The sequence below is a fragment of the Iningainema tapete BLCC-T55 genome, from assembly GCF_014698965.1.
In the GTDB taxonomy this organism is placed as follows: Bacteria; Cyanobacteriota; Cyanobacteriia; order Cyanobacteriales; family Nostocaceae; genus Iningainema; species Iningainema tapete.
On the sequence record NZ_JACXAE010000118.1, the window covers coordinates 47,327 to 67,885 of the forward strand.

25 protein-coding genes are annotated in these 20,559 nt (G+C 43.4%); 8 read left to right on the forward strand and 17 right to left on the reverse strand.

Annotated elements, in window-relative coordinates:
* Positions 1 to 56 precede the first annotated feature (56 nt).
* Positions 57 to 1,262: a precorrin-6y C5,15-methyltransferase (decarboxylating) subunit CbiE gene (gene cbiE, locus ICL16_RS38455; RefSeq protein WP_190837158.1), complete on the forward strand. Its 1,206-nt coding sequence runs from the start codon at positions 57 to 59 to the stop codon at positions 1,260 to 1,262.
* A 2-nt stretch (positions 1,263 to 1,264) separates the two neighbouring features.
* On the opposite strand, the gene ICL16_RS38460 is transcribed toward cbiE, so the two are convergent.
* The gene (locus ICL16_RS38460; RefSeq protein WP_190837160.1) at positions 1,265 to 1,912 is read right to left on the reverse strand and encodes a helix-turn-helix transcriptional regulator; all 648 of its coding nucleotides are present in this window, start codon (positions 1,910 to 1,912) and stop codon (positions 1,265 to 1,267) included.
* A 94-nt stretch (positions 1,913 to 2,006) separates the two neighbouring features.
* Here ICL16_RS38460 and ICL16_RS38465 point away from each other — a divergent pair, with 94 nt between their 5' ends.
* Entirely contained in the window at positions 2,007 to 2,435 is a 429-nt protein-coding gene (locus ICL16_RS38465) for a DUF6220 domain-containing protein (RefSeq protein ID WP_190836838.1), read from the forward strand.
* A 148-nt stretch (positions 2,436 to 2,583) separates the two neighbouring features.
* The gene (locus ICL16_RS38470) at positions 2,584 to 2,796 is read left to right on the forward strand and encodes a chlorophyll a/b-binding protein (RefSeq protein ID WP_190836839.1); all 213 of its coding nucleotides are present in this window, start codon (positions 2,584 to 2,586) and stop codon (positions 2,794 to 2,796) included.
* 40 nt (positions 2,797 to 2,836) lie between these two features.
* On the opposite strand, the gene ICL16_RS38475 is transcribed toward ICL16_RS38470, so the two are convergent.
* The 8 genes from ICL16_RS38475 to ICL16_RS38510 all read right to left on the reverse strand — a co-directional run bounded on the left by ICL16_RS38475 (position 2,837) and on the right by ICL16_RS38510 (position 9,325).
* On the reverse strand, positions 2,837 to 3,601 hold the full coding sequence (locus ICL16_RS38475) for an alpha/beta fold hydrolase (protein WP_190836840.1): 765 nt from the start codon (positions 3,599 to 3,601) through the stop codon (positions 2,837 to 2,839).
* Positions 3,602 to 3,917: 316 nt separating this feature from the next.
* Entirely contained in the window at positions 3,918 to 4,670 is a 753-nt protein-coding gene (locus tag ICL16_RS38480; RefSeq protein WP_190836841.1) for a DUF4058 family protein, read from the reverse strand.
* 140 nt (positions 4,671 to 4,810) lie between these two features.
* Complete coding sequence (locus ICL16_RS38485; RefSeq protein ID WP_190836842.1) at positions 4,811 to 5,869, reverse strand: alpha/beta hydrolase; 1,059 nt, start codon at positions 5,867 to 5,869, stop codon at positions 4,811 to 4,813.
* A 120-nt stretch (positions 5,870 to 5,989) separates the two neighbouring features.
* The gene (locus tag ICL16_RS38490) at positions 5,990 to 6,883 is read right to left on the reverse strand and encodes a helix-turn-helix transcriptional regulator (protein WP_190836843.1); all 894 of its coding nucleotides are present in this window, start codon (positions 6,881 to 6,883) and stop codon (positions 5,990 to 5,992) included.
* 81 nt (positions 6,884 to 6,964) lie between these two features.
* On the reverse strand, positions 6,965 to 7,174 hold the full coding sequence (locus tag ICL16_RS38495) for a hypothetical protein (protein ID WP_190836844.1): 210 nt from the start codon (positions 7,172 to 7,174) through the stop codon (positions 6,965 to 6,967).
* Between the two features lie 232 nt (positions 7,175 to 7,406).
* Positions 7,407 to 8,039 carry a 3-hexulose-6-phosphate synthase gene (gene hxlA / locus ICL16_RS38500; RefSeq protein ID WP_190836845.1) on the reverse strand — a complete coding sequence of 211 codons (633 nt, stop codon included), beginning with the start codon at positions 8,037 to 8,039 and terminating at the stop codon, positions 7,407 to 7,409.
* 32 nt (positions 8,040 to 8,071) lie between these two features.
* Complete coding sequence (gene hxlB / locus ICL16_RS38505) at positions 8,072 to 8,674, reverse strand: 6-phospho-3-hexuloisomerase (protein WP_190836846.1); 603 nt, start codon at positions 8,672 to 8,674, stop codon at positions 8,072 to 8,074.
* 114 nt (positions 8,675 to 8,788) lie between these two features.
* On the reverse strand, positions 8,789 to 9,325 hold the full coding sequence (locus ICL16_RS38510; RefSeq protein ID WP_190836847.1) for a hypothetical protein: 537 nt from the start codon (positions 9,323 to 9,325) through the stop codon (positions 8,789 to 8,791).
* A 222-nt stretch (positions 9,326 to 9,547) separates the two neighbouring features.
* Between ICL16_RS38510 and ICL16_RS38515 the strand changes: the two genes are divergently transcribed.
* Entirely contained in the window at positions 9,548 to 11,185 is a 1,638-nt protein-coding gene (locus ICL16_RS38515) for a GAF domain-containing sensor histidine kinase (RefSeq protein ID WP_190836848.1), read from the forward strand.
* Positions 11,186 to 11,187: 2 nt separating this feature from the next.
* Positions 11,188 to 11,814 (forward strand): response regulator, encoded by a 627-nt coding sequence (locus ICL16_RS38520; RefSeq protein ID WP_190836849.1) that lies wholly within the window; start codon positions 11,188 to 11,190, stop codon positions 11,812 to 11,814.
* Here the strand turns inward: ICL16_RS38520 and ICL16_RS38525 are convergent.
* Complete coding sequence (locus ICL16_RS38525) at positions 11,809 to 12,555, reverse strand: Ig-like domain-containing protein (RefSeq protein ID WP_190836850.1); 747 nt, start codon at positions 12,553 to 12,555, stop codon at positions 11,809 to 11,811. The genes ICL16_RS38520 and ICL16_RS38525 overlap by 6 nt on opposite strands.
* A 9-nt stretch (positions 12,556 to 12,564) precedes the next feature.
* On the reverse strand, positions 12,565 to 13,752 hold the full coding sequence (locus ICL16_RS38530) for a hypothetical protein (RefSeq protein WP_190836851.1): 1,188 nt from the start codon (positions 13,750 to 13,752) through the stop codon (positions 12,565 to 12,567).
* A 309-nt stretch (positions 13,753 to 14,061) separates the two neighbouring features.
* Between ICL16_RS38530 and ICL16_RS38535 the strand changes: the two genes are divergently transcribed.
* Positions 14,062 to 14,718, forward strand: a complete 657-nt coding sequence (locus ICL16_RS38535; RefSeq protein ID WP_190836852.1) for an isochorismatase family protein — start codon at positions 14,062 to 14,064, stop codon at positions 14,716 to 14,718.
* Positions 14,719 to 14,833: 115 nt separating this feature from the next.
* Here ICL16_RS38535 and ICL16_RS38540 read toward each other — a convergent pair whose 3' ends face one another.
* Together ICL16_RS38540 and ICL16_RS38545 are read right to left on the reverse strand one after the other, a co-directional pair.
* Entirely contained in the window at positions 14,834 to 15,949 is a 1,116-nt protein-coding gene (locus ICL16_RS38540; RefSeq protein WP_190836853.1) for a BUD32 family EKC/KEOPS complex subunit, read from the reverse strand.
* Positions 15,950 to 16,001: 52 nt separating this feature from the next.
* Positions 16,002 to 16,736 (reverse strand): cobalt-precorrin-6A reductase, encoded by a 735-nt coding sequence (locus ICL16_RS38545; protein ID WP_190836854.1) that lies wholly within the window; start codon positions 16,734 to 16,736, stop codon positions 16,002 to 16,004.
* Positions 16,737 to 16,986: 250 nt separating this feature from the next.
* Between ICL16_RS38545 and ICL16_RS47060 the strand changes: the two genes are divergently transcribed.
* Positions 16,987 to 17,490, forward strand: a complete 504-nt coding sequence (locus ICL16_RS47060) for an ISAzo13-like element transposase-related protein (protein WP_190836855.1) — start codon at positions 16,987 to 16,989, stop codon at positions 17,488 to 17,490.
* Between the two features lies 1 nt (position 17,491).
* Positions 17,492 to 18,181 (forward strand): ISAzo13-like element transposase-related protein, encoded by a 690-nt coding sequence (locus ICL16_RS47065; protein ID WP_337907203.1) that lies wholly within the window; start codon positions 17,492 to 17,494, stop codon positions 18,179 to 18,181.
* 111 nt (positions 18,182 to 18,292) lie between these two features.
* On the opposite strand, the gene ICL16_RS38560 is transcribed toward ICL16_RS47065, so the two are convergent.
* The 4 genes from ICL16_RS38560 to nifV form a co-directional block, all read right to left on the reverse strand.
* On the reverse strand, positions 18,293 to 18,865 hold the full coding sequence (locus ICL16_RS38560) for a (2Fe-2S) ferredoxin domain-containing protein (RefSeq protein WP_190836856.1): 573 nt from the start codon (positions 18,863 to 18,865) through the stop codon (positions 18,293 to 18,295).
* 85 nt (positions 18,866 to 18,950) lie between these two features.
* On the reverse strand, positions 18,951 to 19,154 hold the full coding sequence (gene nifT / locus ICL16_RS38565) for a putative nitrogen fixation protein NifT (RefSeq protein ID WP_190836857.1): 204 nt from the start codon (positions 19,152 to 19,154) through the stop codon (positions 18,951 to 18,953).
* Complete coding sequence (locus ICL16_RS38570; protein ID WP_190836858.1) at positions 19,151 to 19,417, reverse strand: nitrogen fixation protein NifZ; 267 nt, start codon at positions 19,415 to 19,417, stop codon at positions 19,151 to 19,153. The genes nifT and ICL16_RS38570 overlap by 4 nt, the downstream gene beginning before the upstream one ends.
* Positions 19,404 to 20,537 carry a homocitrate synthase gene (gene nifV, locus ICL16_RS38575; protein WP_190836859.1) on the reverse strand — a complete coding sequence of 378 codons (1,134 nt, stop codon included), beginning with the start codon at positions 20,535 to 20,537 and terminating at the stop codon, positions 19,404 to 19,406. Before nifV ends, ICL16_RS38570 begins: the two co-directional genes overlap by 14 nt.
* Between the last annotated feature and the right edge of the window lie 22 nt (positions 20,538 to 20,559).

Here is a 20,559-nt window from a genome sequence, read left to right on the forward strand (position 1 = left end):
CAGCACTCAATATGCGGTAACGTAGTGATTGCTGTCGTTGCGTGGTTGAAGATTTAATGTACAAATGGCTGTCTGTAGTAGGAATAGGTGAAGATGGATTACCTGGTTTAAGTGCGGTTGCTCGTACACTTGTCGAACAAGCACAAGTGTTAGTAGGAGGCGATCGCCACTTAGCAATGCTACCAGAAAAAGACTGTCGGGAACAACTAGTTTGGGCTTCACCTATTAATATTACTGTAGAAGAAATCATCCACCGCCGGGGGCAATCAGTTTGTGTTTTAGCAAGTGGGGATCCAATGTGTTTCGGCATCGGGGTGACACTTTGCCGAAAAATTCCGATAGCAGAAATGACAATTATCCCCGCACCTTCTGCTTTCAGTCTTGCCTGTGCGCGGTTGGGATGGTCACTTACACAAGTAGAGACTTTAACTTTAGCAGGTCGTGCGCCATCTTTACTACATCCCGTGATTTATCCGGGAGCGCGTCTGTTTATCCTTAGTGAGGGAAGAAACACTCCTACTATTGTAGCTCAAATGTTGGTGCAGCGAGGTTTTGGTAGTAGTCGCATCACAATTCTAGAACGTATGGGTGGACAACATGAAAGTATAGTAGAGGGTGTAGCTTCTACTTGGGATACTACTGTTGCCGACCTCAATACAATAGCTGTCGAATGTATCGCAGATAAAAATATTATACCACTTCCTCGCACTCCCGGTTTACCAGATACAGCTTACCATCACGATGGGCAACTGACGAAACGAGAAGTCAGGGCAGTTACGCTAGCTGCACTTGTTCCCATACCGGGGCAATTGCTCTGGGATGTAGGGGCAGGTTGTGGTTCTATCGGCATCGAATGGATGCGCAGCCATGCTTTGTGTCGGGCTTACGCCATAGAACAGCAACCCTCAAGACTACAGTATATTGCCAATAACGCCGCTGCTTTAGGCACACCAAATCTCTGTATTCTCCAGGGAGAAGCTCCTGCTGCTCTCCAAAATTTAGAACCTCCCGAAGCCATCTTTATCGGCGGTGGTGCCACATCTGAAGGAATATTTGATACCTGTTGGCAGGCACTTAAATCGGGAGGTCGTCTAGTTGCCAACGCCGTCACCGTGGAGAGCGAGCAAAAACTGCTACAATGGCACGAGCAAGTAGGTGGTACATTAACTCGCATTGCCATCCAAAGAGCAGAACCTGTAGGTAAATTTCTCGGTTGGCGTGCCTTGGCTCCCGTCACCCAGTGGACGGTGATAAAGTCCTGAGATTAACTATAAAGCCGTGCTACCATTTCAGCACGAGAGGAAATTTCTAGCTTGCGAAACATCCGCTTTAAAGCTTGCTTAACGGAATTTTCGGTAATCCAGAGGGCTTTACCAATCTCAGCATTTGTTAGTCCTTGTGCAACCAGTTGAGCGATTTGAATTTCACGCGGCGTTAACTTTTGAATATTTATAGAATTCGATTTTATGGCTGGGGATTTTGTTGTGACAAGCCAGGTTGATAAATGAAGGCACAAAGCACTCAAGTTAGCAAGATCGTGAGCATTAAAAGCTGGAGCATCGCGATCGCGAGTCAAACCAATTCCACCAACAAGCTGACTATTGTTAACAATTGGTCCTGCCATTACATGCCCGTGATCTTGTCGCGGACAAATCAGCCTCCATGCCCCAGGCGGTAACAACAATTCTTCGTGAATTGGGGCATGATGCTCTACCACATAACGCAACACCGGATTATGTTTTGTTGATAAAGCAATACTTTGAATATTTTGCGGAAATTCATCAAAGAAAAAAAGCCCCCAACGTTGAGCTGCAAAATATTCTCCAACTCTTGCCATAACGTGCAGTCGTAGTTCTTGTTCATTAGGAGTGTGAGCGATCGCCTCAAATAAAGACTGCAAAGAATACGCCATCATTAGTTTCTGCAAAGTGTACCCGATCGAGGACTAGCCCTAGTTAGTGGCTAAACCTAGTATAGATTCTGTTTCAACTTAGGAGTTTTCAGTTATGGCAACAAGTTTTAGTTCTGATCATATACAACCTACAAATTGGAGTCAGCGTGGTTTTCACGCGGTAGCGGTACTCTTTAACCTTTGCCTAATTGCCCAAGTGTTGACAGTTGGACTCGCGTACTTTTACAACCCCCAGTGGTGGAACATTCACGTTTGGCTAGTGCGTGGTTATGGTGGACTATCACTGATCCTACTCTTATGGGTGTACCTAAGTCCGTTTCCGCAACGAGTGCGGAGTCTTGCCACAAGTATGCCAGTGCTGCTTTTACTGCAATTTCTCACTATTCACCTGAATTCGCCTTTTCCCTTAGGAGTTTTCCACCCACTCATCGGATTCTCGCTGTTTTCTGTTTCCACAACCTTAGTTCATCACTCTTCCCGTTTAGTTTTTCCCAAACTAGATGCTGAGGGCGACGAAAGTTGATTCAGCATCTCTCATTGGCTGTAAAGTGCGGTTTACCGAATCTATTAGTACGGTTATTACAACTTAACTAAATTTGTTAAGCTATTGCAATATTTCGTTACATTCTGATACATTAGTTAACAAGAAAAAGAAATTAAGGGAAAAAACGATGACATCACGTAGCTATGTAACTGAAGAAGGCAACCGTCTTAACAACTACGCAATTGAACCTAAAGTTTACGTCGAAGAAACTCAACAGTTCGGCTTTACTGAGTATTCAGAATTACTCAATGGTCGTTTGGCAATGATTGGGTTTATAGCATTGATTGCGTTTGAAGTCTTCACCGGACAAGGTGTAATTTCTTGGCTCACCAACCTGTAGGCTCGTAGGTGTAGCGATCAACTAATATGAGTCGTAACAATTATTTCGACTCATCAAGAAACTCTTTGATCAGACGAGAAACCTCCAGAGAATGAGTCAGAGTGGGCATGTGATCTGCACCTTCAATGTGGGCAAAGCGAATTTCGGGAACTTGTTTGAATAAGTCTGCAATGCGGAAACAGTCCTGACTATCTTGAGTACCGATAATAAATAGGGTTTTTACTGCAAGCTCATTTAGTGGGGGAATGGCAGGTAATTCTCCCCAAACTTGCAAGTTCTTCCACAGATGCTCCCATTCAAGCCCTCGTCGTGTGTTGTGAGTTGTCATCTCTATCATGCGCGAGCGTTGCGGACTCGCCATCACCACTTGGTAAATAGGTAACTCCAAACTCAGTTGTGCCATTTTCTCGACATTTGGCGCTGTAGATTGAATCTGCTCAAACCTTTGAACCAATTCGGGTGAAAATTGGTATCCTTTCAACCCAGGCGCAATCAGAACTAGCTTCGATACTCGTTGCGGATATGCCAAAGCGAAATCGCAAGCAATTCTTCCACCAATTGAATGCCCCACCAAGACTGTGTTATCAATGTCTAGAAAATCAAGAAGATTTTTCAAATCCTCAACGTAATCAGGAACTTCAATCGGTGATGGCGATTTTCCTGTACCTCGTCCATCGTAGGTTATGCATCTGTAATGTTGAGCCAAACAAGGAACAATAAATTCCCAATCGCGTGAATCTGCTCCACCACAGTGAAGGAAGACAATCGGTTCGCCGTTTCCTTGAATTTCGTAATGTAAATCCATCTTCATTTCCTCTATCGAGTTACACAGGCGCATTCGACAAATAACAGCGTCAACGTTACTTGGTTACAGACCTGTTTTTGCCTTTATGTCATTGTCGCTACTATTATTATATTAATGACTGAACGTATAGTCAATATAAAAACCGAAAAAGTTTTTAGAAGCTCACTAACCTGTTTGTAGTAAGAGCTTTAGCCCTTTCTCACAAGCAACTTAAATGCTTATTAGTTGGCGTTGCATAGAGTGCGGGATGAATAAGTATTTCTTGTGGGATGGGCATCTCAGTAAAGATACCCGGCTTCTTGGAGAAGCCGGGTATCTAGTTTGCTCGATCTACCAGTGTTTGTATCCACTGAAAATTTTCTTCACACACAGGGGGAACAGGTTGTTGAGAATAGTCAATAGCCAGATGTAGTGCAGCTTCCTCATAAACCTCATTAAGGATCTCATACAAATCGACGATTGGCTCTTCATCTCCAGGTTGGAGGGGAAGTCGAAACACTGGTATGCGATCGCGCAAATTGAAGGGGTATTCTGCCTCTGGGCGATCGCTTGATCTGCTGACGAGAATGCGGTAATCTGAGCTAACAATGTTGGAAATGGGTTGAGGATCTCCAGTTCTAAGTAAATCAATTTCTACCAAGTGGCTGAGACTATCTAAAACCTTGGTACGTTTGGTGTTGTATTTGATTCTTCCTTCCCCAACACGTTTATTTTTCGGAGACAATACTTCAACAACTGTTACCACCTTTCCGGTTCCAACTTGGCGGATTTCGAGATAGTTTTCTCGAACTTCTTCTGTCATTGGTACGTTGACTTTTAAAGGTTGTGATAGCGTTGTGGTTGTTGCCGTCAGTCGAGACTCTTCCTTTTTGGAGCGAAAAACAGTAATATCTGGAATGCCAACAAGTAGAGAGTCTGAATACACTCGTTTTTCCACGGCTGCTCTATACTTTGGTGTCAATATAGGATTGAGCTTACGCGCCAGTAGAACAATCAGCCATGAGTGTACTTCAGACCACAATTCAGGGTTTTCAAGGTATGGGTTCATTCCCGGAAACGTTGGCTTCATCACTAACCCGAACGGTTTTAGCTAAACTATCTTAGTTTAACGCGATTAGCTTCAAGAGCGATCGCTTCACTGTTGCATTAGGAAACAGTCGCTTTTAATTAATCCAGTTTCCCAACGCAGTTTCTGCTGTGACTACACATTTAACGGTTAATTACTTGATTTTTACCGAGGGTTTGTTTGAGCCATGCTGTTGCCTTAAGAGATGCTTCCTCCACAACCTCTGGTTGGTCGTAAAACGCAATGTGATTTGCTGTGGTCATCCAGTGTAGATTTTTCTGATTGGTTGGTATACTCTTGAAGAAGCGACGTGCACCATCTGGAACTAAAGCTGTATCCGAGTGGATGACCAAAGTTGGAGCTTTGATCTCACGACCAGCATCAATTGCATTGAATTGTAAGAAAGGCTCAAAGAACATCACTGCCGAACGATTTACCCAACCAGAACTCGCACCACGATTCGTTCCGTAATAGTCATAAGCTTCCTGTCCCGGCATTGCCACGTTTTGGTTTTTCGGATCTACATTAGTCATGTAATCAACTTGACCCGTTTTTTCATACTTCATCCGGGCTTCTTTTCCCATTTTGAGACGTGCTTCATAGTTCTCACCCAGCCATTGACGCATCACTTGGGGATCGTGATAGAAACCTGCTATAGTCACAAGGGCATTAATCGATTTATCCATTGCAGCAGCTTTAGCTGAGTATCCACCACCCGAACAAACACCCAATAAACCTACCGCATCCTGCTTAACGAATGGTAATGCTCGCAAAAATGTAACTGCACTGTGAATGTCCTGAACTTTCATTTGAGGGTTTTCAAACTGGCGAGGTGCGCCACCGCTTTCACCATAGGTGCGGTGGTCGAAAGTCAAAGCAACAAATCCTTGCTCAGCTAATTTACGAGCATATACAGCAGGAACTTGTTCTTTTACGCTCGACTGAGGACCAACCACAACAACTGCTGGCTGTGCAAGAGTGCTTTTATTTGTGGGAAGATAGAGATTACCCACCACTAAAGTACCTTGGCTTTGGAATTGGACTTTGCGGATAGTAATATTATTAGCTGTATTTGTTTGGGCAACAGTAGGCATTGGGGATTCTCCAATTTTTTGGCGTTCGGCATTGCTTATTTGAGGTAGAGTTAGTAAACCAACAGAAGCCACTGTGAGTGTTGTTACGAAGTTTTTCAATGAAAGCATGGCTGTTTCTCAAGAGCGTTTTTTATTTTTTGGATTTGTGTCTCAAGTCGGCTTTGTTTGCCGATAGTCAAATAATCGCACCTAAGCGCCGAGAAAAACTTGGAAATTCTTGCTCAATTTTTAAAGTGTCTGAGCAAAAGCACGTGGAGTCATGCCAAAGGCGCGTTTAAAGACATTGCTAAAGTGTGACTGGTCGAAAAAACCACAGAAGACTGCCACTTCAGAAAGGGACATCTGACGTGTTAGTATCAATTTTTTTGCTCGTTCCAACCGCAAGTTCAGGATAAACTGATGTGGTGCCATACCTGTGGTGTTCTTGAATAAGCGGGAAAAATAAAATTCAGAAACTTGGGCAACACCTGCAAGTTGATTGAGGCTTAACTCTGCACCAAGTTGTGTTCTTGTATATTCAATGACTTCTTTGAGTTGTATTGAGGAGAGTTTCCCTTTTGGACTTAAAGGCTTTTTGACTTTGCGGCTATGGTTACTTAACAAATGTAACGTGAAGGCAACAGATAAGGTTTCTGCATACAAGGGTTCCCCAGGCGACGCTAACTCGAAGGATAGCGCTCTGGCATAGTTGTATGTCAATTCATCTATTATACAACGACGTTCAGCAAAGGTATCAATGGCAGTTGGAGTAAGATCTTCGAGAATGCTGGTAATGAAATCCGGCGTTAGGGCAATGGCTGCTACTGTTAGTTCATCTTGCCAGAAAGGAGCGTTAGTTTCACCATCAGACTGAAGACAAATCCCACCTGGTGGAAGAATGGCTTCATGGGTTTGTCCCCCACTACGCCAGCCAAAACGCACGGCTCCACCTAAATTTATAATCAGTCGATGCCCTTCAATGTAGTGTTCTGGAAGTTCCATCGGCTGGAGTCGGTGTACTTCTAGGGTTAAGTTCTGACGCCATCCTGCTTGAGAACTAGAAAGAATAACCGAACTATCTGGGGCAGATGGAAAACGCTGTCCTGTCTGCGGATTAATTAAATTGATACTGCTGTGTAACATCAGGGCATCCTTAATCTCCAGAAATCCCGGTTCTTATCATTATCTTTGATTTTCTATACGGAGCTACTATTCTCCTCGTCATCAATGGGAAAATTTACTTCCTCTGCAAGAGTTGCAAGCGCATCTTGCATTGTCGAAAATGTTTGCGATCCAGTCATCAATCTCGTCGGCGGTAATTGCAGAACGGTGTTCCAAATCAGTCAGGGCTGTATTGAGTGCATCAGCCATTTCGCGATCGTAGTCTGGGTGCGATCGCTCAATCAGTTCCAGTACCATGTCTTTGTAATCCATCAAGAGAGCCAACCTGGAATAGCCTTGCAGCCCAGTTGTAAGGGGAGTTTAAAATCTTGGACGATTCTATTGTAAGTTAAAAAAGTATATTTTGTTCAATTGCCGAACGATTTTTCTTCCGCCGATCAAAGCCCTTGATTGGCATTAATGCGCGCTCGCCTTCATCTTTGGACTATTAGGGCGATCGCGCACTAATTTGTTTTGGTAAGATTTTTTGTAGAGCGACTGAAAATCAGCTAGAGGTAATTTTTTCTCGTATACGACGGGCAGCTTCTTTTGGAGATTTAGCCGCGTAGATAGCAGCACCAACAGCTGCGATCTGTGCGCCTGCTGCTTCCACCTGTTGAATAGTGTCTTCTTTAATACCACCTGCTGCGGATAGCGGAATTTTCACCATTCCTCGAAGCGTCTGAAGTTCATCCAACCTAGATACACCGCCGTGTGCTTGTTCATCCAACCCAGTGTGCAATTCTAGGTAATTTACACCCAACTTCTCTAATTCAACCGCACGTTTGACTCGGTCATGTACGCCAATCATATCAGCCGTAACATACTTGTTGTATTTGCGAGCCGCAGCCACAGCCCCTTCAATCGTGGCGTCGTTAGATACGGCTAACACAGTAGTGAAATCTGCGTTTGCCTTGAATGCCATTTCTGCTTCCAATTCTCCTGCATCCATAGTTTTCATGTCAGCAAAAATTAGCTTATCGGGGAAGAATTTTTTAAAGGTTTCCACCACTTTTAACCCCTCTTGCTTAATTAAGGGAGTTCCAGCTTCAATTACATCCACGTAGGCTGCAACGTCTTGAAGTAAGTTCATTGCTTGCTCAAGTGATAAAAGATCTATAGAAACTTGTAACTTCATTGAAATACCTCATCGTGTAAGTGAAAACATATTTATTCCAGATTTGTATGCAAAGCCCACAGGGTATCGGCGTTTTTGTTCAAATTCTGGGATAAAACATGGAATAAAGCATCAAACAGCAGTAGCGTAGACTGTTCAAACAGGGAACCTGCAAACTGTTTAGAGTGTTGATTACTGCGATCTTGCTTTGCTGCTGCGTCAATCTCAATCACAAGCTCGGCAAGATGAGCTAAAGGTGAGTCTACTTGAGTTGTGACACTAACAACGTAAGCACCAATTTCTTTCGCTTTCTGGGCAATCTCCCAAACATGCTCGGTGCTACCCGAGCCAGAACAATCAATAAGTAAATCACCTTGTCTAATCGCTGGAGTAATTGTTTCACCTACCACATAAACTTGACTGCCCAAATGCATCAACCGCATCGCTACCATACGAATTACTAAGCCACTGCGCCCTTCTCCTGCGACAAAAATTCTTTGTGCATTGGTAATTATCTGTCCAAGTTGAGCAACTACAGAGTAGTTAACTTTTTCTAGAACTTGTTTGTTCTCAGTTAAAACCAATTCAATTACTTGACTAATAGTTCCCGCCTCCAGAGGCTCTGCACTAGAATCGCTTTGTTCAATATCAACCATAATCAACTCCCATACCCTGAAACTTAAACTAAATATTTAGCGTTCTTCTTTGCGCCTTTGCGCCTACCCTACGGGAAGCCGCTCCGCGTCTATGCGTGAGACAAAAAAATCTAGTTAGCTCAAATGTAACTCCAGTCGCAGTGACGCTTGAGGTAAAAATTTCATCGACAAAGTAACTTCCCCTGCTTCATCAAGTTTCAACAACTTGACTAAACGACAGCAATCAGAGGTAATCCGCTGTTTAAGTTGTGCCAGTTCTTCTTGAGGTAAAGGGGAGACGGCTTCCAGTTCCCTTTGCGCCTTGACTTTTTTTTCTGGCTTTGGTATGGTATAATCCACTGATTCCAATTCCAAATTAAAGGAATTAAAGAAAGTTTTTAGAGTCCGTCTATCGACACCAACCTCACAACCAATGATGCGGCAGATGGTGCGGGGATCTAGCTGAGTCAATTCGCTTAGGTACTCGTAAGAATAGCGATCGCCAACTTCATTGCACAACACCTGAGCTTGGCTAAGCTTGGAAAATCCCTGTTCGGTCAACACAATACCTCGTCTACGAGTCTTTTGGGACGAACATTCTTTTCGAGCTACTGCCGAATTGTGAGTTGATCTGCGATACAGATCGAGCGAGATAGGGAGTGAGCTTGGCATAGGCGAAACCTCAATATTTAAGGGAGCAAGAGAGAAATTTCCACTTTTTTCCTTTTTACTTGACTAAAATTGATTGATTTGGTCACTCATGGAGTATTATCTCCAGATTGTGTTGATTAATGTCACTAAGTTGTGGCTATGTTTTAAAATCAGAGCTAGGGCTAGTTAAAACCTAGACTAAAGTCAGGGTTAGCTTGATCGACTTTCAATTAGCTTGTGCCAATGATTCAAAACGAGTCAACTAACAATCCCGCCGAGCAAGAACGTGCCGCTCTTCTAGAAAAGGCGAATCAATTGCTACAAGCAGAAGTCGCGATGCGTCGGCTCTTGGAGTTGGTGCGCTCAAGCGAACAGCGGTTCCGTACCATGTTTGAGCAGGCAGCCGTTGGTATGGTACTTGCCAATTTGGAGGGGCAGTGGCTCCAGGTAAACCAACGTTTTTGTGATATCACTGGTTATACTAAGTCAGAAATGCTACAAATGAGCTTTGGTGATATTACTCATCCAGATACGCTATCAACAGATCTTGAAGCCACTCATCAACTAAGAGAGGGTGCGATCACTCAGTACCAAACCCAGAAGCGCTACATCCGCAAAGACGGCTCTCTAATCTGGGTTCACCTGACGGTTTCCCTGTGTCGAGACGACTTAGGCAAGCCATCGTGTTTCATCGGCATCATCCAGGATATCAGCCAAGGTAAAGAGGCAGAGCTAGTCGCTCAAGGGCAGCAGGCAGCACTTGGGCATACCTTAAACCTGCTTGCCACCCAGCCAGAGTTAGACAAATTCCTAGAGCAAGTCCTCATCACTTGTACCGAGCAACTTCGTGAAAGAGCGTCCACGCTATGGCTCTACGATGCGGCAACTCTTTGTAATTCTTTACACATGACCTGCTATGATGGAAAAGTACAGCGTAAACCATTCCCTTGGATTGGTGAGGGAGAGACTCTAACTTTATCAGTGCAGAATTGGGCAGCTTGGCAGCAATTAATACATACACGTCGTCCTGTGATCGTCACCGATTTAGCTAAGAATTTACACGAAAAAACTCGTAATTGGATGAGTGCAGAAGGTGTAAAATCTCTTTTGGTTGTACCTTTGCTCTTTAATGAGGAAATTGTCGGCACTTTTGGGATTCACAACACTAAATCTAACTATTGGCAACCAGAAGCGATCGAGCTAGCTCAAGCACTCGCTCAGCAAGCTACTCTCGCAATTCAGTTAACTCGACTGGCAGAGGAAGCAAAACAGGCAGCGCTGTTAGAAGAACGTAACAGATTAGCAAGCGAAATCCACGACACTCTCGCCCAAACCTTCACTGGCATCTCAATTCAACTAGAACTTGCCAAATTTCTGGTTCATCAAAATCCAGCAGAAGCTGAACAAATTCTGAATCGCATTGGCGAATTAGCGCAAACAGGATTGGATGAGGCACGACGTTCGGTTTGGACACTTTATCCAGCTACCAATGAGTATGCCGATTTGGCGCAAACACTCTCCGACAGCGTTGCTCAAATGACTAAAGGTACAGCTATTCATACTGAAGTCAAAATACACGGCAATCCCTATCCCCTTCTACCCTTCATCGGCAAAAACCTGTTACGTATTGCACAAGAAGCCATCACCAACGCTCTCAAACATGCTCAAGCAACCACTCTCTGGATTGAACTCACCTACGAATCTGCCTGTATTTACCTGTGTGTACGCGACAACGGTTGTGGCTTTTCGCTCGCGACAAACACCAATGGCTTTGGGTTAATTAGCATGTCCGAACGAGTCGATCGCATTGGTGGGCAATTAACTATTACAAGCCATCCAGGGGAAGGAACAGAGATTTTAGTTCATGTGCCGATAAGATAATTATGACTCAAGACTCTATCCGCGTTCTCATTGCTGACGATCATCCCGTTGTTCGTAGCGGTTTAGCTCGGATGATTGATTTTGGCGAAGGAATGAGTGCAGTCGCCGAAGCCGAAAACGGCACACAAGCGATTGAGTTATTCCACCAGCATCAACCCGATGTGGTTCTCATGGATTTGCGTATGCCGGAAATGAATGGAGTTGATGCGATTATCGCCATTCGACAAGAATTTCCTCATGCCCGCGTCATCATCTTAACTACCTACGACACCGATGAAGACATTTTTCGCGGACTACAAGCAGGAGCGTCGGGCTACCTACTTAAAGATGCTAAAATGAATGTTTTGTTAGATGCTATCCGCCAAGTTCATGCTGGAAAAAATTACATTCCCCCAGAGGTGGGAGCAAAGCTGGCAACAAGGTTGAGTAGCCCTAAATTAAGCGATCGCGAACTTGAAGTCTTGCAACATATAGCGCAGGGCAAAAACAACTCAGATATTGCTACTGTTCTTGGCATTAGCGAAGGTACAATCAAGTTTCACATCACCAACATTTTCAGTAAATTAGGGGTGAGCGATCGCACGCAAGCCGTTCTTGTTGCCATCAAACGCGGTCTTGTTACTCTATAATATCACAAACCCCAGATCGATCAAGCGATGGTGAACACCATGTGGTTGTTTGCCCACCACTCTATCAAATGGTTCGTTCAAATTGTTACCTGCTAAGTCTTCTAATCGAGTATTCACAACTAAAGTGTAACATCCTTGAGTCCAAGGATGCATTGGAGTAAAGCTCCATGTTTTGTCATAGTTGAGCAGATCAACCTCTCCTTCTATCCAGTTACGTCTATCATCTTCAACGTAAATAAACGTGATTAATGATACACAATCTAGAGGTTGAGGAAATTCTATAAACACTGGTTCTTGAGTGTTAGCCTTCGGTGAAACTACTTTCCAAGTATTAATATCAAGTATTTCAATATACTCATCGACTACAGTGAACTGCTTGGAAAAGTTGGATTGCAAAGGTTGTCCTTGGGCATCTAGCCAGTCTTGATCGACAACCAAATTGTAAGTTTCGCCCACTAATAATGCCCTTCCCATCTTTATATAGGCGCTAAGCCCTTTTTTGACTCTTCCTGGATGAAATAGCAAAGTGAGACGGGTTGTTGTGGGGTCCCACAGTTCTTCTACTGTATCAAGAAACACATCAAAAACTTCTTGATTTTGGGAGTTGAACAGATGGATGTGTTGTAAGGCGCTACCCCGTCGCATCGCGTTAGAAAAGTAGAAGTGAAACCGCAGTAGATTCTCAGGGAGACGATCGCACGAAGGATAGACTCTCACAAGCTGTGTTTTGGTAGAAGACACATCCATATCTTATTTGATCAGGTCTTGATAACCTTCATCTGTTTTGAGGATCTGATGAGCGTTGCGCACGTAGTTCTGCTGAAAGGCATTATCAGGATACGCATAGTCAGGAAAATCGTACTCATTAATAAAATCGCTGAGCCGGAAATAAAAGCCCTTTCTCAACGAGAGTAGATCGAGCCTACCCATATCCAAGTCGCGTCGAATCGTCAAAAAGAACTGCTCATCTTGATTGTCAATATGCATCACTCCAGCCAAAGGAACGGACGAAACAGCGACACCTGCAGTAACTTGATGCGGAAGTTGAACTGGTGTACTCAAACCAACTCCAGCATTGCTTTCCATAATATCCTTCAGCTTGAGCATCATACCGCTTCTTGCTTTATTGCTAATCAAGACATAATCTTCAACACCATCCGATCCCGGAGCGCTAAACCTAACCATATCGATAGGAGTATTACCATATCCTAACTCACCAATGGTCTTTCCCTTAACGTGCGCACCATCAAGTAGTTGATCGACCGGAATTGTCACTAGTGGTGTGCAGGTGTATGCGGCAAGCACATGAAGTTTTCCATTTAAATCCACCACTGAAAGTGTACGAATTGGCGCTCTAGTTTCATTTTGGTTGTGTACAGCGTGATAGATTTCTACGCTACTGGCTTTAATATCATCTTTAAATGGATAAGGAATCCGATACAACGTAGATGCGAAATTCCCATTTGACAATCCTGCAACATAAATCTCTCCATCAGCGTATTCAATGTCAGTAATTGTCAAACTTTGTGCTGGAACTTTGTGCCAGAAGGTAATGCGATCTGGCTGGTGATTGAGGGCGATGTGGGAGTACTTGAGGCTATCCCATTCAATGTTGCGAATCTTGCCTGCTTGGTTCACAACCAAGATAATTGGAATTGCTTGTTTACCATGACCGCGAGTTACACCAATGTAGGCTTCATGCGTGAGGGGATGCACTGCCAGATCGTTTACAGTAACTAGGTCTACGGATACGCCTAAGAAACTGGCGATTCTTTGATCGAGTCCGTAAATGTTGTATGTTAGGGATTCGCTTGCTGGCTTTTCATCTTCTAGCTCGAATGCAAAGACCTTACCACTGTAGGAATCACCGACGAATAAAATGTTATTCGCTCCGAATGTTAAAACACTGATTGATTCTATCGTTGGTGCAGTTGTCATTACTAGTTAAATATTCGTCGTCAAGCTAGTATCTCATCTTATAACTATCTGTTGCAAGGGAAGATTGACACATTAAGCAAGAACTTAAACTAGAGAAATTGGGCGATCGCGCCACCTCGATGGGGAGTATGTGAGTTTTGCACGTCTGTTGTTTATTGTGGTGTGTGGCACTAAGCGCCCACCCAAACGATCTATAGGATTTTCTCAAAATTAAGTTCTGCCTTATCTTGTTAATCGTACCTGGTTAAAACGTAGGTAGACGCCAAAACTAGATATGAAGATTTCTGGCGATCTTAAGGAATAAAAACAATGACAGTTGAAAATTCTGCTACTGCGCGGTTTTACGAACAACTAACACCACAAAACGCAGCCATGCTGCTGATCGATCACCAAGTTGGAACCTTATCTTTTGGCATCACTGACATTGATCCAGTTAATCTCAAAAACAACGCCCTTTATCTAGCTGAGGTTGCGAAGCTGTTTAACTTGCCAACACTGCTAACTACCAGCAATCCCAATGGTGCAAACGGTCCTCTTTTTCCTGAATTAATCGAGAGCCTACCAAATGTGCCGCAAATCGATCGCGTGATTATCAATGCCTGGAACGATCCTAACTTTGTTACAGCAGTAGAGCAGACAAACCGACCCAAGTTGATTATGGCAGGTGTAACAACAGATGTGTGTCTGGCGTTTCCAGCCATTTCTGCCGTGGGAGCAGGTTATGACGTGTACGCAGTAATCGATGCTTCGGGAACATGGAATCAGACAACTCAAAATGCGGCGATCGCCCGCATGAGTCAAGCTGGAGTTAAATGTGTCAATACTATTGCAGTTGCAGCCGAATTGCAGAAGGACTGGACACTGGCAACAGCACCAGGCATGGGCAAAATCTTTGCCAATCGCTTACCTAACTTCGGGTACGTCTTAACCACCATAGAACATACCAAAGAACTAGCTGCTCAATAATTCTTAATCTAAGCTTAACAACGCTCTGAGGCAGCCGCCCGCACAGTTCCTCGTACCAGACAGAGCATGGTAACGAGGAACATGAAGTAAGTTCATTGCCTGCTCAAGTAGTAATCTATTTAGCACCAGGAATAAACGCCGTTTCTTTGAGCAGCAGCTGTAGTTTTGCGTGATCGAGTTTCGTGTCCTTCAAGTTATTTCCCCACATATCAGAAAAGAAATCTTGCATCAGCGCAATTATGCTGCGATATTTAACGATGCTGGCAACATAGAAATCATCTAACTTCATCACCCCGTCAGCATGTATCTGTTTGATGTTGTCGAGTAATATGGCTCGCACTTCATAAGGTTGTAACCCTTCTTTTATGCCATATTTTTCCATTATCATGCGTTGATCGTTTTCCGAACATGAATAATAGGATGGTTGAATCAGGTGTCCAAGATTCCGCAGGACTTCTCCGTAGTCGTAAAATGTGTTCTGCTCAAAGAAAGACTCTTCATCTAGAGTCAAGGCAAAACTCTTGTCAAGTACCAAACCAAAATCGGTCAAATATATCTGCTCGCCGTCAGTGACGACGTTGCGAAAATGCGCGTCGAAGTGAATGATTCCCTTCGTCCTCAAAAAGTCAATCGTCATGCGTAAGTCATCCAGGGTTTTCTCAAGTTTGTTAGGGTTTTCCCGCAGCCATGTTTCCAGAACATGCGGTATATACTCTAAGAACAGAACCAACTCATATTTGGCGTTCGCTCTATCTAACAGATAATTGCCGGCGTTCACACTATTGCCCCAGCACTCCACATAACTTTTTACATGCTCCTGATTCACATCCGCCCGCTGCCCAGAGAACGGAATAATCCGATAATGGTACATTAGTGGGAAGGTGGCGCGAGCTTCCTCCAATACCCAGTTGGTAGTCTTGATATAAGTCACGAGTTCACGGAAAACCCCAAAACCAGTAGAACCTAAGTTGTAATTACAGTAAGTCGGCAAGTCATAGAGGTTTTTGGTGGAGAACAAGTTGTCATATTCGATGTTCGTAACCGGAAGGCGTTTCACAAAAACCTTGGATTGCCCAAGGACGATGGTGTGATTCATCCCCGAACCCGTGTTCGATTCACTCGACTCACTCTTGTCAAACAGAGAACGCAATTGCGCATTATCCAACTGAGCGATTTGTGAACTGAGCTTGAAGTATAGCTTCCTTCTCTGTTCTATACGATTCTTAGCCATTTTCTTCTGAAAAGCCACAGCATTCTTAAACTGGAATGACCCGATTTCTCTATCAATCGCTCATCCATTTTAAAGCATTCTCCACATCTGCGACTTGCTCTCCTGCTGGCATTGTGGGACGTTTAACCATGACTACTTTTATACCTAATTCCCGTGCAGCGATAATTTTAGCATAAGTGGCATCACCACCACTGTTTTTGCTGACGACGGTATCTATATTATATTGTTGGACTAGCGATCGCTCTGCAACAAGCTCAAATGGTCCTTTGTCGTATAACAGCATTCCTTTGGGTACTAAAGCATCTGGTGATGGAGGATCGATCATCCGCATCAAAAACCAAATATTCTCAAGGTGAGCAAAAGCACCAAGTTCTTGCCTACCAACAGTGAGGAAAACTTGCTTTGCTATACTGGGCAAAACTGCGGCTGCTGCTTCAGTATTATCTACTTCTATCCAATTGTCTCCCGCAACTGGTTGCCATTGTGGTCGAACTACCATGAGTCGTGGTATACCCAATTCAGTCGCCGCTGCCGCTGCATTAAAGGAGATTTGTGCGGCAAACGGATGGGTAGCGTCAATCAGCAAATCAATTGCCTCATCACGCAAATATGCAGTTAAACCGGATACTCCTCCAAATCCTCCAATCCGTACATCCCCTGATACATCTTTTGGTTGACGTGTGCGCCCTGCTAGGGATACCTTCACCTCAATCCCTGGAAGATTTGCGGCTAGTGCTGCTAGTTGAGAGGCATCACCCGTTCCACCTAGAATTAGTACGCGCTTCATATATGAACTAATTGTCAAGTTGACACATGGTTGACTGTCAACTTAACACAAGTTGAGTCGAGGCGGAGCCTTAAGCAATGCATTCCCAGTCGGAGACTGGGAACGAGGGGAACGAGGGGAGACTGGGAACGAGGATGTAGCCCGCGCAGGCGGGCTTAGGGACTTGCAAACAAATAAGATACCAGGTAAGCTAAAAAACTAACAACCCGGAGTGGGTCGAAATAATTGAACAGAGTCATCAAAGCAAGTCATGTTAAGTGAAAAAATCAAACAAACTCTTAAGGATGCAGCCACAAAATTGACCGGGCCAAAGAAAAGAGCTTTTATGGCAGAGGTGACTTTAGACTATTTTGACGCTTCAGCACGTAAAACGGAAACTTATTTAGGATGGAATCGTCAAGCAATAACTTTGGGGCTGAAGGAGAAAGAAACCGGGATAATCTGTATAGATAATTACCAAGCCAGAGGGAGGAAGAAAACCGAATTTTTGCTACCAAATCTAGAAGCAGATATCCAGAGTTTAGTCGATTCAAAATCACAAGCCGACCCAAAGTTCCAAACAACTTTTCGTTATGCACGTATTAGTGCTAGGGCGGTGATGTCAGAATTAATATCCCGAAAAGGATATGAAGAAAATCAACTGCCAAGCCGCCAAACCATCGGAGAAATTTTGAATAGAATGGGATATATTTTAAAAAAACTGTCAAAACAAAACCAATCAAAAAAATCCCAGAGACAGATGCAATATTTGTAAAGTGAAAGCTGCTAATAGCTCTTCAGATAATAATCCTAAATCATTGAGAATATCAATTGATTCAAAAGCTAAAGTTAAGATTGGGAATTTGTCTAGAGATGGTTACGACCGTACTATAGAGGCAAGAAAGGCTGACGACCACGATACTGAATGGTCAGCAGTGTTAGTTCCACTTGGAATTTTAGATGTGCAAAGTGATCGATTATCAATTTATTTTGGTCAGTCCGCAGAAACCAGTGATTTCGTAGTAGATTGTTTATCAACTTGGTGGTCAGAAAATAAATCACTTTATCGCGGATTAGAAGAGTTAGTAATTAATCTTGATAATGGTTCTGCTGTGAGAAGTGACCGTACTCAATTTATCAAACGGATGGTTGAGTTCTCTCAAACAACCCAATTAAAAATCAAACTGATTTACTATCCTCCTTACCACAGTAAATATAATCCCGACGAAAGGTGTTGGGCAGTTTTAGAAAACTATTGGAACGGAGGTATTTTAAACTCCATTGAAGCTGCTATTGCTTGGGCTAGTAATATGACTTGGAACGGTGTTTCTCCAGTAGTCAAATTATTTGAGGGTAGTTATGAAAAAGGTGTTACTGTTGGCTCTGAAGAATTAGAAATGTTAAAACACTTCTGGCTACGCTCTGTTGATTTGCCCAAATGGGATGTTACTGTAGTTCCTTGCTGATCGGTATTTTATTTACGCGCAAGTCCCTTAGTTCTTATAGCCACAGCATTCCATGCTGTGGCGTTAAATACAGATTTGGTGTAATTGTCTTCTATAACAATCGATTTCAGGTTAACTCAAGTGTTCTTCTAACAGGGATGCGATCGCCTCTGGATGAATGCGTGTGTATTGTTTGTTACCTAAGTGTAAAACATAGTTGGGGGCGCTGCTACAACGTTTTTGGCAGCCTGTATACTCAATCGTCACTTGTTCTAGAAGATTGCGCGAACGCAAAGCACTTTCGAGTTCTAACAATAGACTTGTTCCACCCCGCTTGCGGCAGCCAGACTTTTGACACACGAGAATCCTAGCTTTAGGAGCATTGCGTACAGGATCTTTTGAAGATTGTTCTTCCGTAGACATTTCTTCGGGTAGGTAATTACCAGTTGGTGACACCCCATAAGCCTTAAGTTTAATTTCGCCTGTGTGTGAGTCTAACTTACTAATTCCGAAAACACGAATTTGATCGCCTGGTACTAAAGATAAACAAACAGAATGCCGCAACTCTTTAGGAATTTTAATTTGCAACTCTTTTGACTCTAACGCCAAACGCAAGTATTTAAATTTACCAGGTGTATCACCAACAAAACCAAGTAACTTTCCTTCAACATCAAATTCTGATAATGATATATGTTTATCACTCATAAAATTCTGTATTTTAGATTGATATTGTTAGTTGTTAACTGCTAACTGTTAACTGTTAACTGTTAACTACTAACCAGTAAGCAGTTTAAGAAAGACGTTTTGCTTCTACAGTCTGGGGTAATTCTAAAGGATCTGGTAAATCAGGAAACACTAACTCCCAACCATTTGCTAAGGTAAAAATTTTCCCCTCTGCACCTTCTGTTTCCTTAACAACTTCTTCCTCAAGATCTTTTTTTGCAACATATACAACCAAGGTTCCGGCGGCATTTTGACGTAGCATGACTTTCATTTTGCTTCCTCAACTAGTTCTAGTTCTTTTTTGCGACAACCGACGATGAACCCTGTTTGTAAGAAATGGACGGCATAAATATAGGACGATTGTAAATACGTGCCTATACTGACGACGTAGCCAATATCTCCCTTTTTCGCTAAAACTGCACCGACTTCTTGACCTGGAAAAGTGCCATCATTCTTAATTAGCTTACGAAGTTGGACTTTATCACCGATTTCAAAAGCAGGCGGTTCCCCTAGCTCCAATTCATCCAATTGCATGGTAGTACCTCTGTTCTTGTACTAAGTTCAACAGTTCTTCAATACTCAAGCTGCGTTTTTTCTCAATCGACTGCTGTCGTACTGCGTCTAAAACAGACTGGGTTTCTTGAGCATTGAGAAAGATACCGTGTTCTTCTAACAGACTAGACACTAAATGTCGTCCAGAATGTTTACCTACAACTAAACGTCGCTGCCAACCCACTTCTTCAGGTGAAAATGGTTCGTAGGTGAAGGGATTTTGCAGTACACCGTGAGCATGAATACCCGATTCGTGGGCAAAGGTATTTTCACCAACGATCGCCTTCCAAGGTGGTACACTCGAACATGATGCAGCTGCTACCAGTCGCGACAGTTCTAGCAAACGTGGAGTATCTATCCCTAAATTGACGCCATAGATGCGCTTGAGAGACATGACAACTTCTTCTAAAGCTGCATTTCCGGCTCTTTCGCCTAATCCGTTGACTGTTGTATTCACCGATGTTGCACCGGCTCTAATTCCAGCCAAAGCGTTAGCAGTTGCTAAACCAAAATCATTATGCGTGTGAATTTCTACAGGAATTGTTAAAGCAGTTACCAATCGCTTAACTCGTGCAAAAGTGGCGAAGGGGTCAAGAATTCCTACTGTATCACAGAAGCGAAACCGCGATGCACCCCATTCTTGAGCGTAAAGTGCTACGTCTAACAAAAAGTTTTCATCTGCTCTGGAAGAATCTTCTCCTCCCACCGCAACCCAAAGACCATGATCGACTGCAAAGCTGATACTATCTCTAAGTTGTTGTAGAGTAATCCGCCATTGTCCTTGAAATTTGGCAGAGATTTGGATTCCCGATACGGGGATAGAAATATGCATTCGCTCCAAACCACAAGCCATCGAAGCTTGAATATCTGAGATGACAGCACGGTTCCAACCTAGTAGCTTGGCTTGCAAACCTAAGTTGGATATTGCGGCGATGGCGAATGTTTCTTCCTTACCCATCGCCGGAATACCTACTTCTATTTCATGTACGCCAATTAAGTCGAGAAAAGAAGCGATCGCTACTTTCTCTTGTAAGTTGAAGGCTACTCCAGCTGCTTGTTCTCCATCCCGCAGTGTGGTGTCATTAATAATAATTTCATGCATTGTAAAAATACCTCTAGGGAAG

Coding starts and splice junctions, on each gene's coding strand:
- cbiE (WP_190837158.1), top strand. CDS start 57: ATGTACAAATGGCTGTCTGTAGTAGGAATAGGTGAAGATGGATTACCT.
- ICL16_RS38460 (WP_190837160.1), bottom strand. CDS start 1,912: ATGGCGTATTCTTTGCAGTCTTTATTTGAGGCGATCGCTCACACTCCT.
- ICL16_RS38465 (WP_190836838.1), top strand. CDS start 2,007: ATGGCAACAAGTTTTAGTTCTGATCATATACAACCTACAAATTGGAGT.
- ICL16_RS38470 (WP_190836839.1), top strand. CDS start 2,584: ATGACATCACGTAGCTATGTAACTGAAGAAGGCAACCGTCTTAACAAC.
- ICL16_RS38475 (WP_190836840.1), bottom strand. CDS start 3,601: ATGGATTTACATTACGAAATTCAAGGAAACGGCGAACCGATTGTCTTC.
- ICL16_RS38480 (WP_190836841.1), bottom strand. CDS start 4,670: ATGAAGCCAACGTTTCCGGGAATGAACCCATACCTTGAAAACCCTGAA.
- ICL16_RS38485 (WP_190836842.1), bottom strand. CDS start 5,869: ATGCTTTCATTGAAAAACTTCGTAACAACACTCACAGTGGCTTCTGTT.
- ICL16_RS38490 (WP_190836843.1), bottom strand. CDS start 6,883: ATGTTACACAGCAGTATCAATTTAATTAATCCGCAGACAGGACAGCGT.
- ICL16_RS38495 (WP_190836844.1), bottom strand. CDS start 7,174: ATGGATTACAAAGACATGGTACTGGAACTGATTGAGCGATCGCACCCA.
- hxlA (WP_190836845.1), bottom strand. CDS start 8,039: ATGAAGTTACAAGTTTCTATAGATCTTTTATCACTTGAGCAAGCAATG.
- hxlB (WP_190836846.1), bottom strand. CDS start 8,674: ATGGTTGATATTGAACAAAGCGATTCTAGTGCAGAGCCTCTGGAGGCG.
- ICL16_RS38510 (WP_190836847.1), bottom strand. CDS start 9,325: ATGCCAAGCTCACTCCCTATCTCGCTCGATCTGTATCGCAGATCAACT.
- ICL16_RS38515 (WP_190836848.1), top strand. CDS start 9,548: ATGATTCAAAACGAGTCAACTAACAATCCCGCCGAGCAAGAACGTGCC.
- ICL16_RS38520 (WP_190836849.1), top strand. CDS start 11,188: ATGACTCAAGACTCTATCCGCGTTCTCATTGCTGACGATCATCCCGTT.
- ICL16_RS38530 (WP_190836851.1), bottom strand. CDS start 13,752: ATGACAACTGCACCAACGATAGAATCAATCAGTGTTTTAACATTCGGA.
- ICL16_RS38535 (WP_190836852.1), top strand. CDS start 14,062: ATGACAGTTGAAAATTCTGCTACTGCGCGGTTTTACGAACAACTAACA.
- ICL16_RS38540 (WP_190836853.1), bottom strand. CDS start 15,949: ATGGCTAAGAATCGTATAGAACAGAGAAGGAAGCTATACTTCAAGCTC.
- ICL16_RS38545 (WP_190836854.1), bottom strand. CDS start 16,736: ATGAAGCGCGTACTAATTCTAGGTGGAACGGGTGATGCCTCTCAACTA.
- ICL16_RS47060 (WP_190836855.1), top strand. CDS start 16,987: ATGTTAAGTGAAAAAATCAAACAAACTCTTAAGGATGCAGCCACAAAA.
- ICL16_RS38560 (WP_190836856.1), bottom strand. CDS start 18,865: ATGAGTGATAAACATATATCATTATCAGAATTTGATGTTGAAGGAAAG.
- nifT (WP_190836857.1), bottom strand. CDS start 19,154: ATGAAAGTCATGCTACGTCAAAATGCCGCCGGAACCTTGGTTGTATAT.
- ICL16_RS38570 (WP_190836858.1), bottom strand. CDS start 19,417: ATGCAATTGGATGAATTGGAGCTAGGGGAACCGCCTGCTTTTGAAATC.
- nifV (WP_190836859.1), bottom strand. CDS start 20,537: ATGCATGAAATTATTATTAATGACACCACACTGCGGGATGGAGAACAA.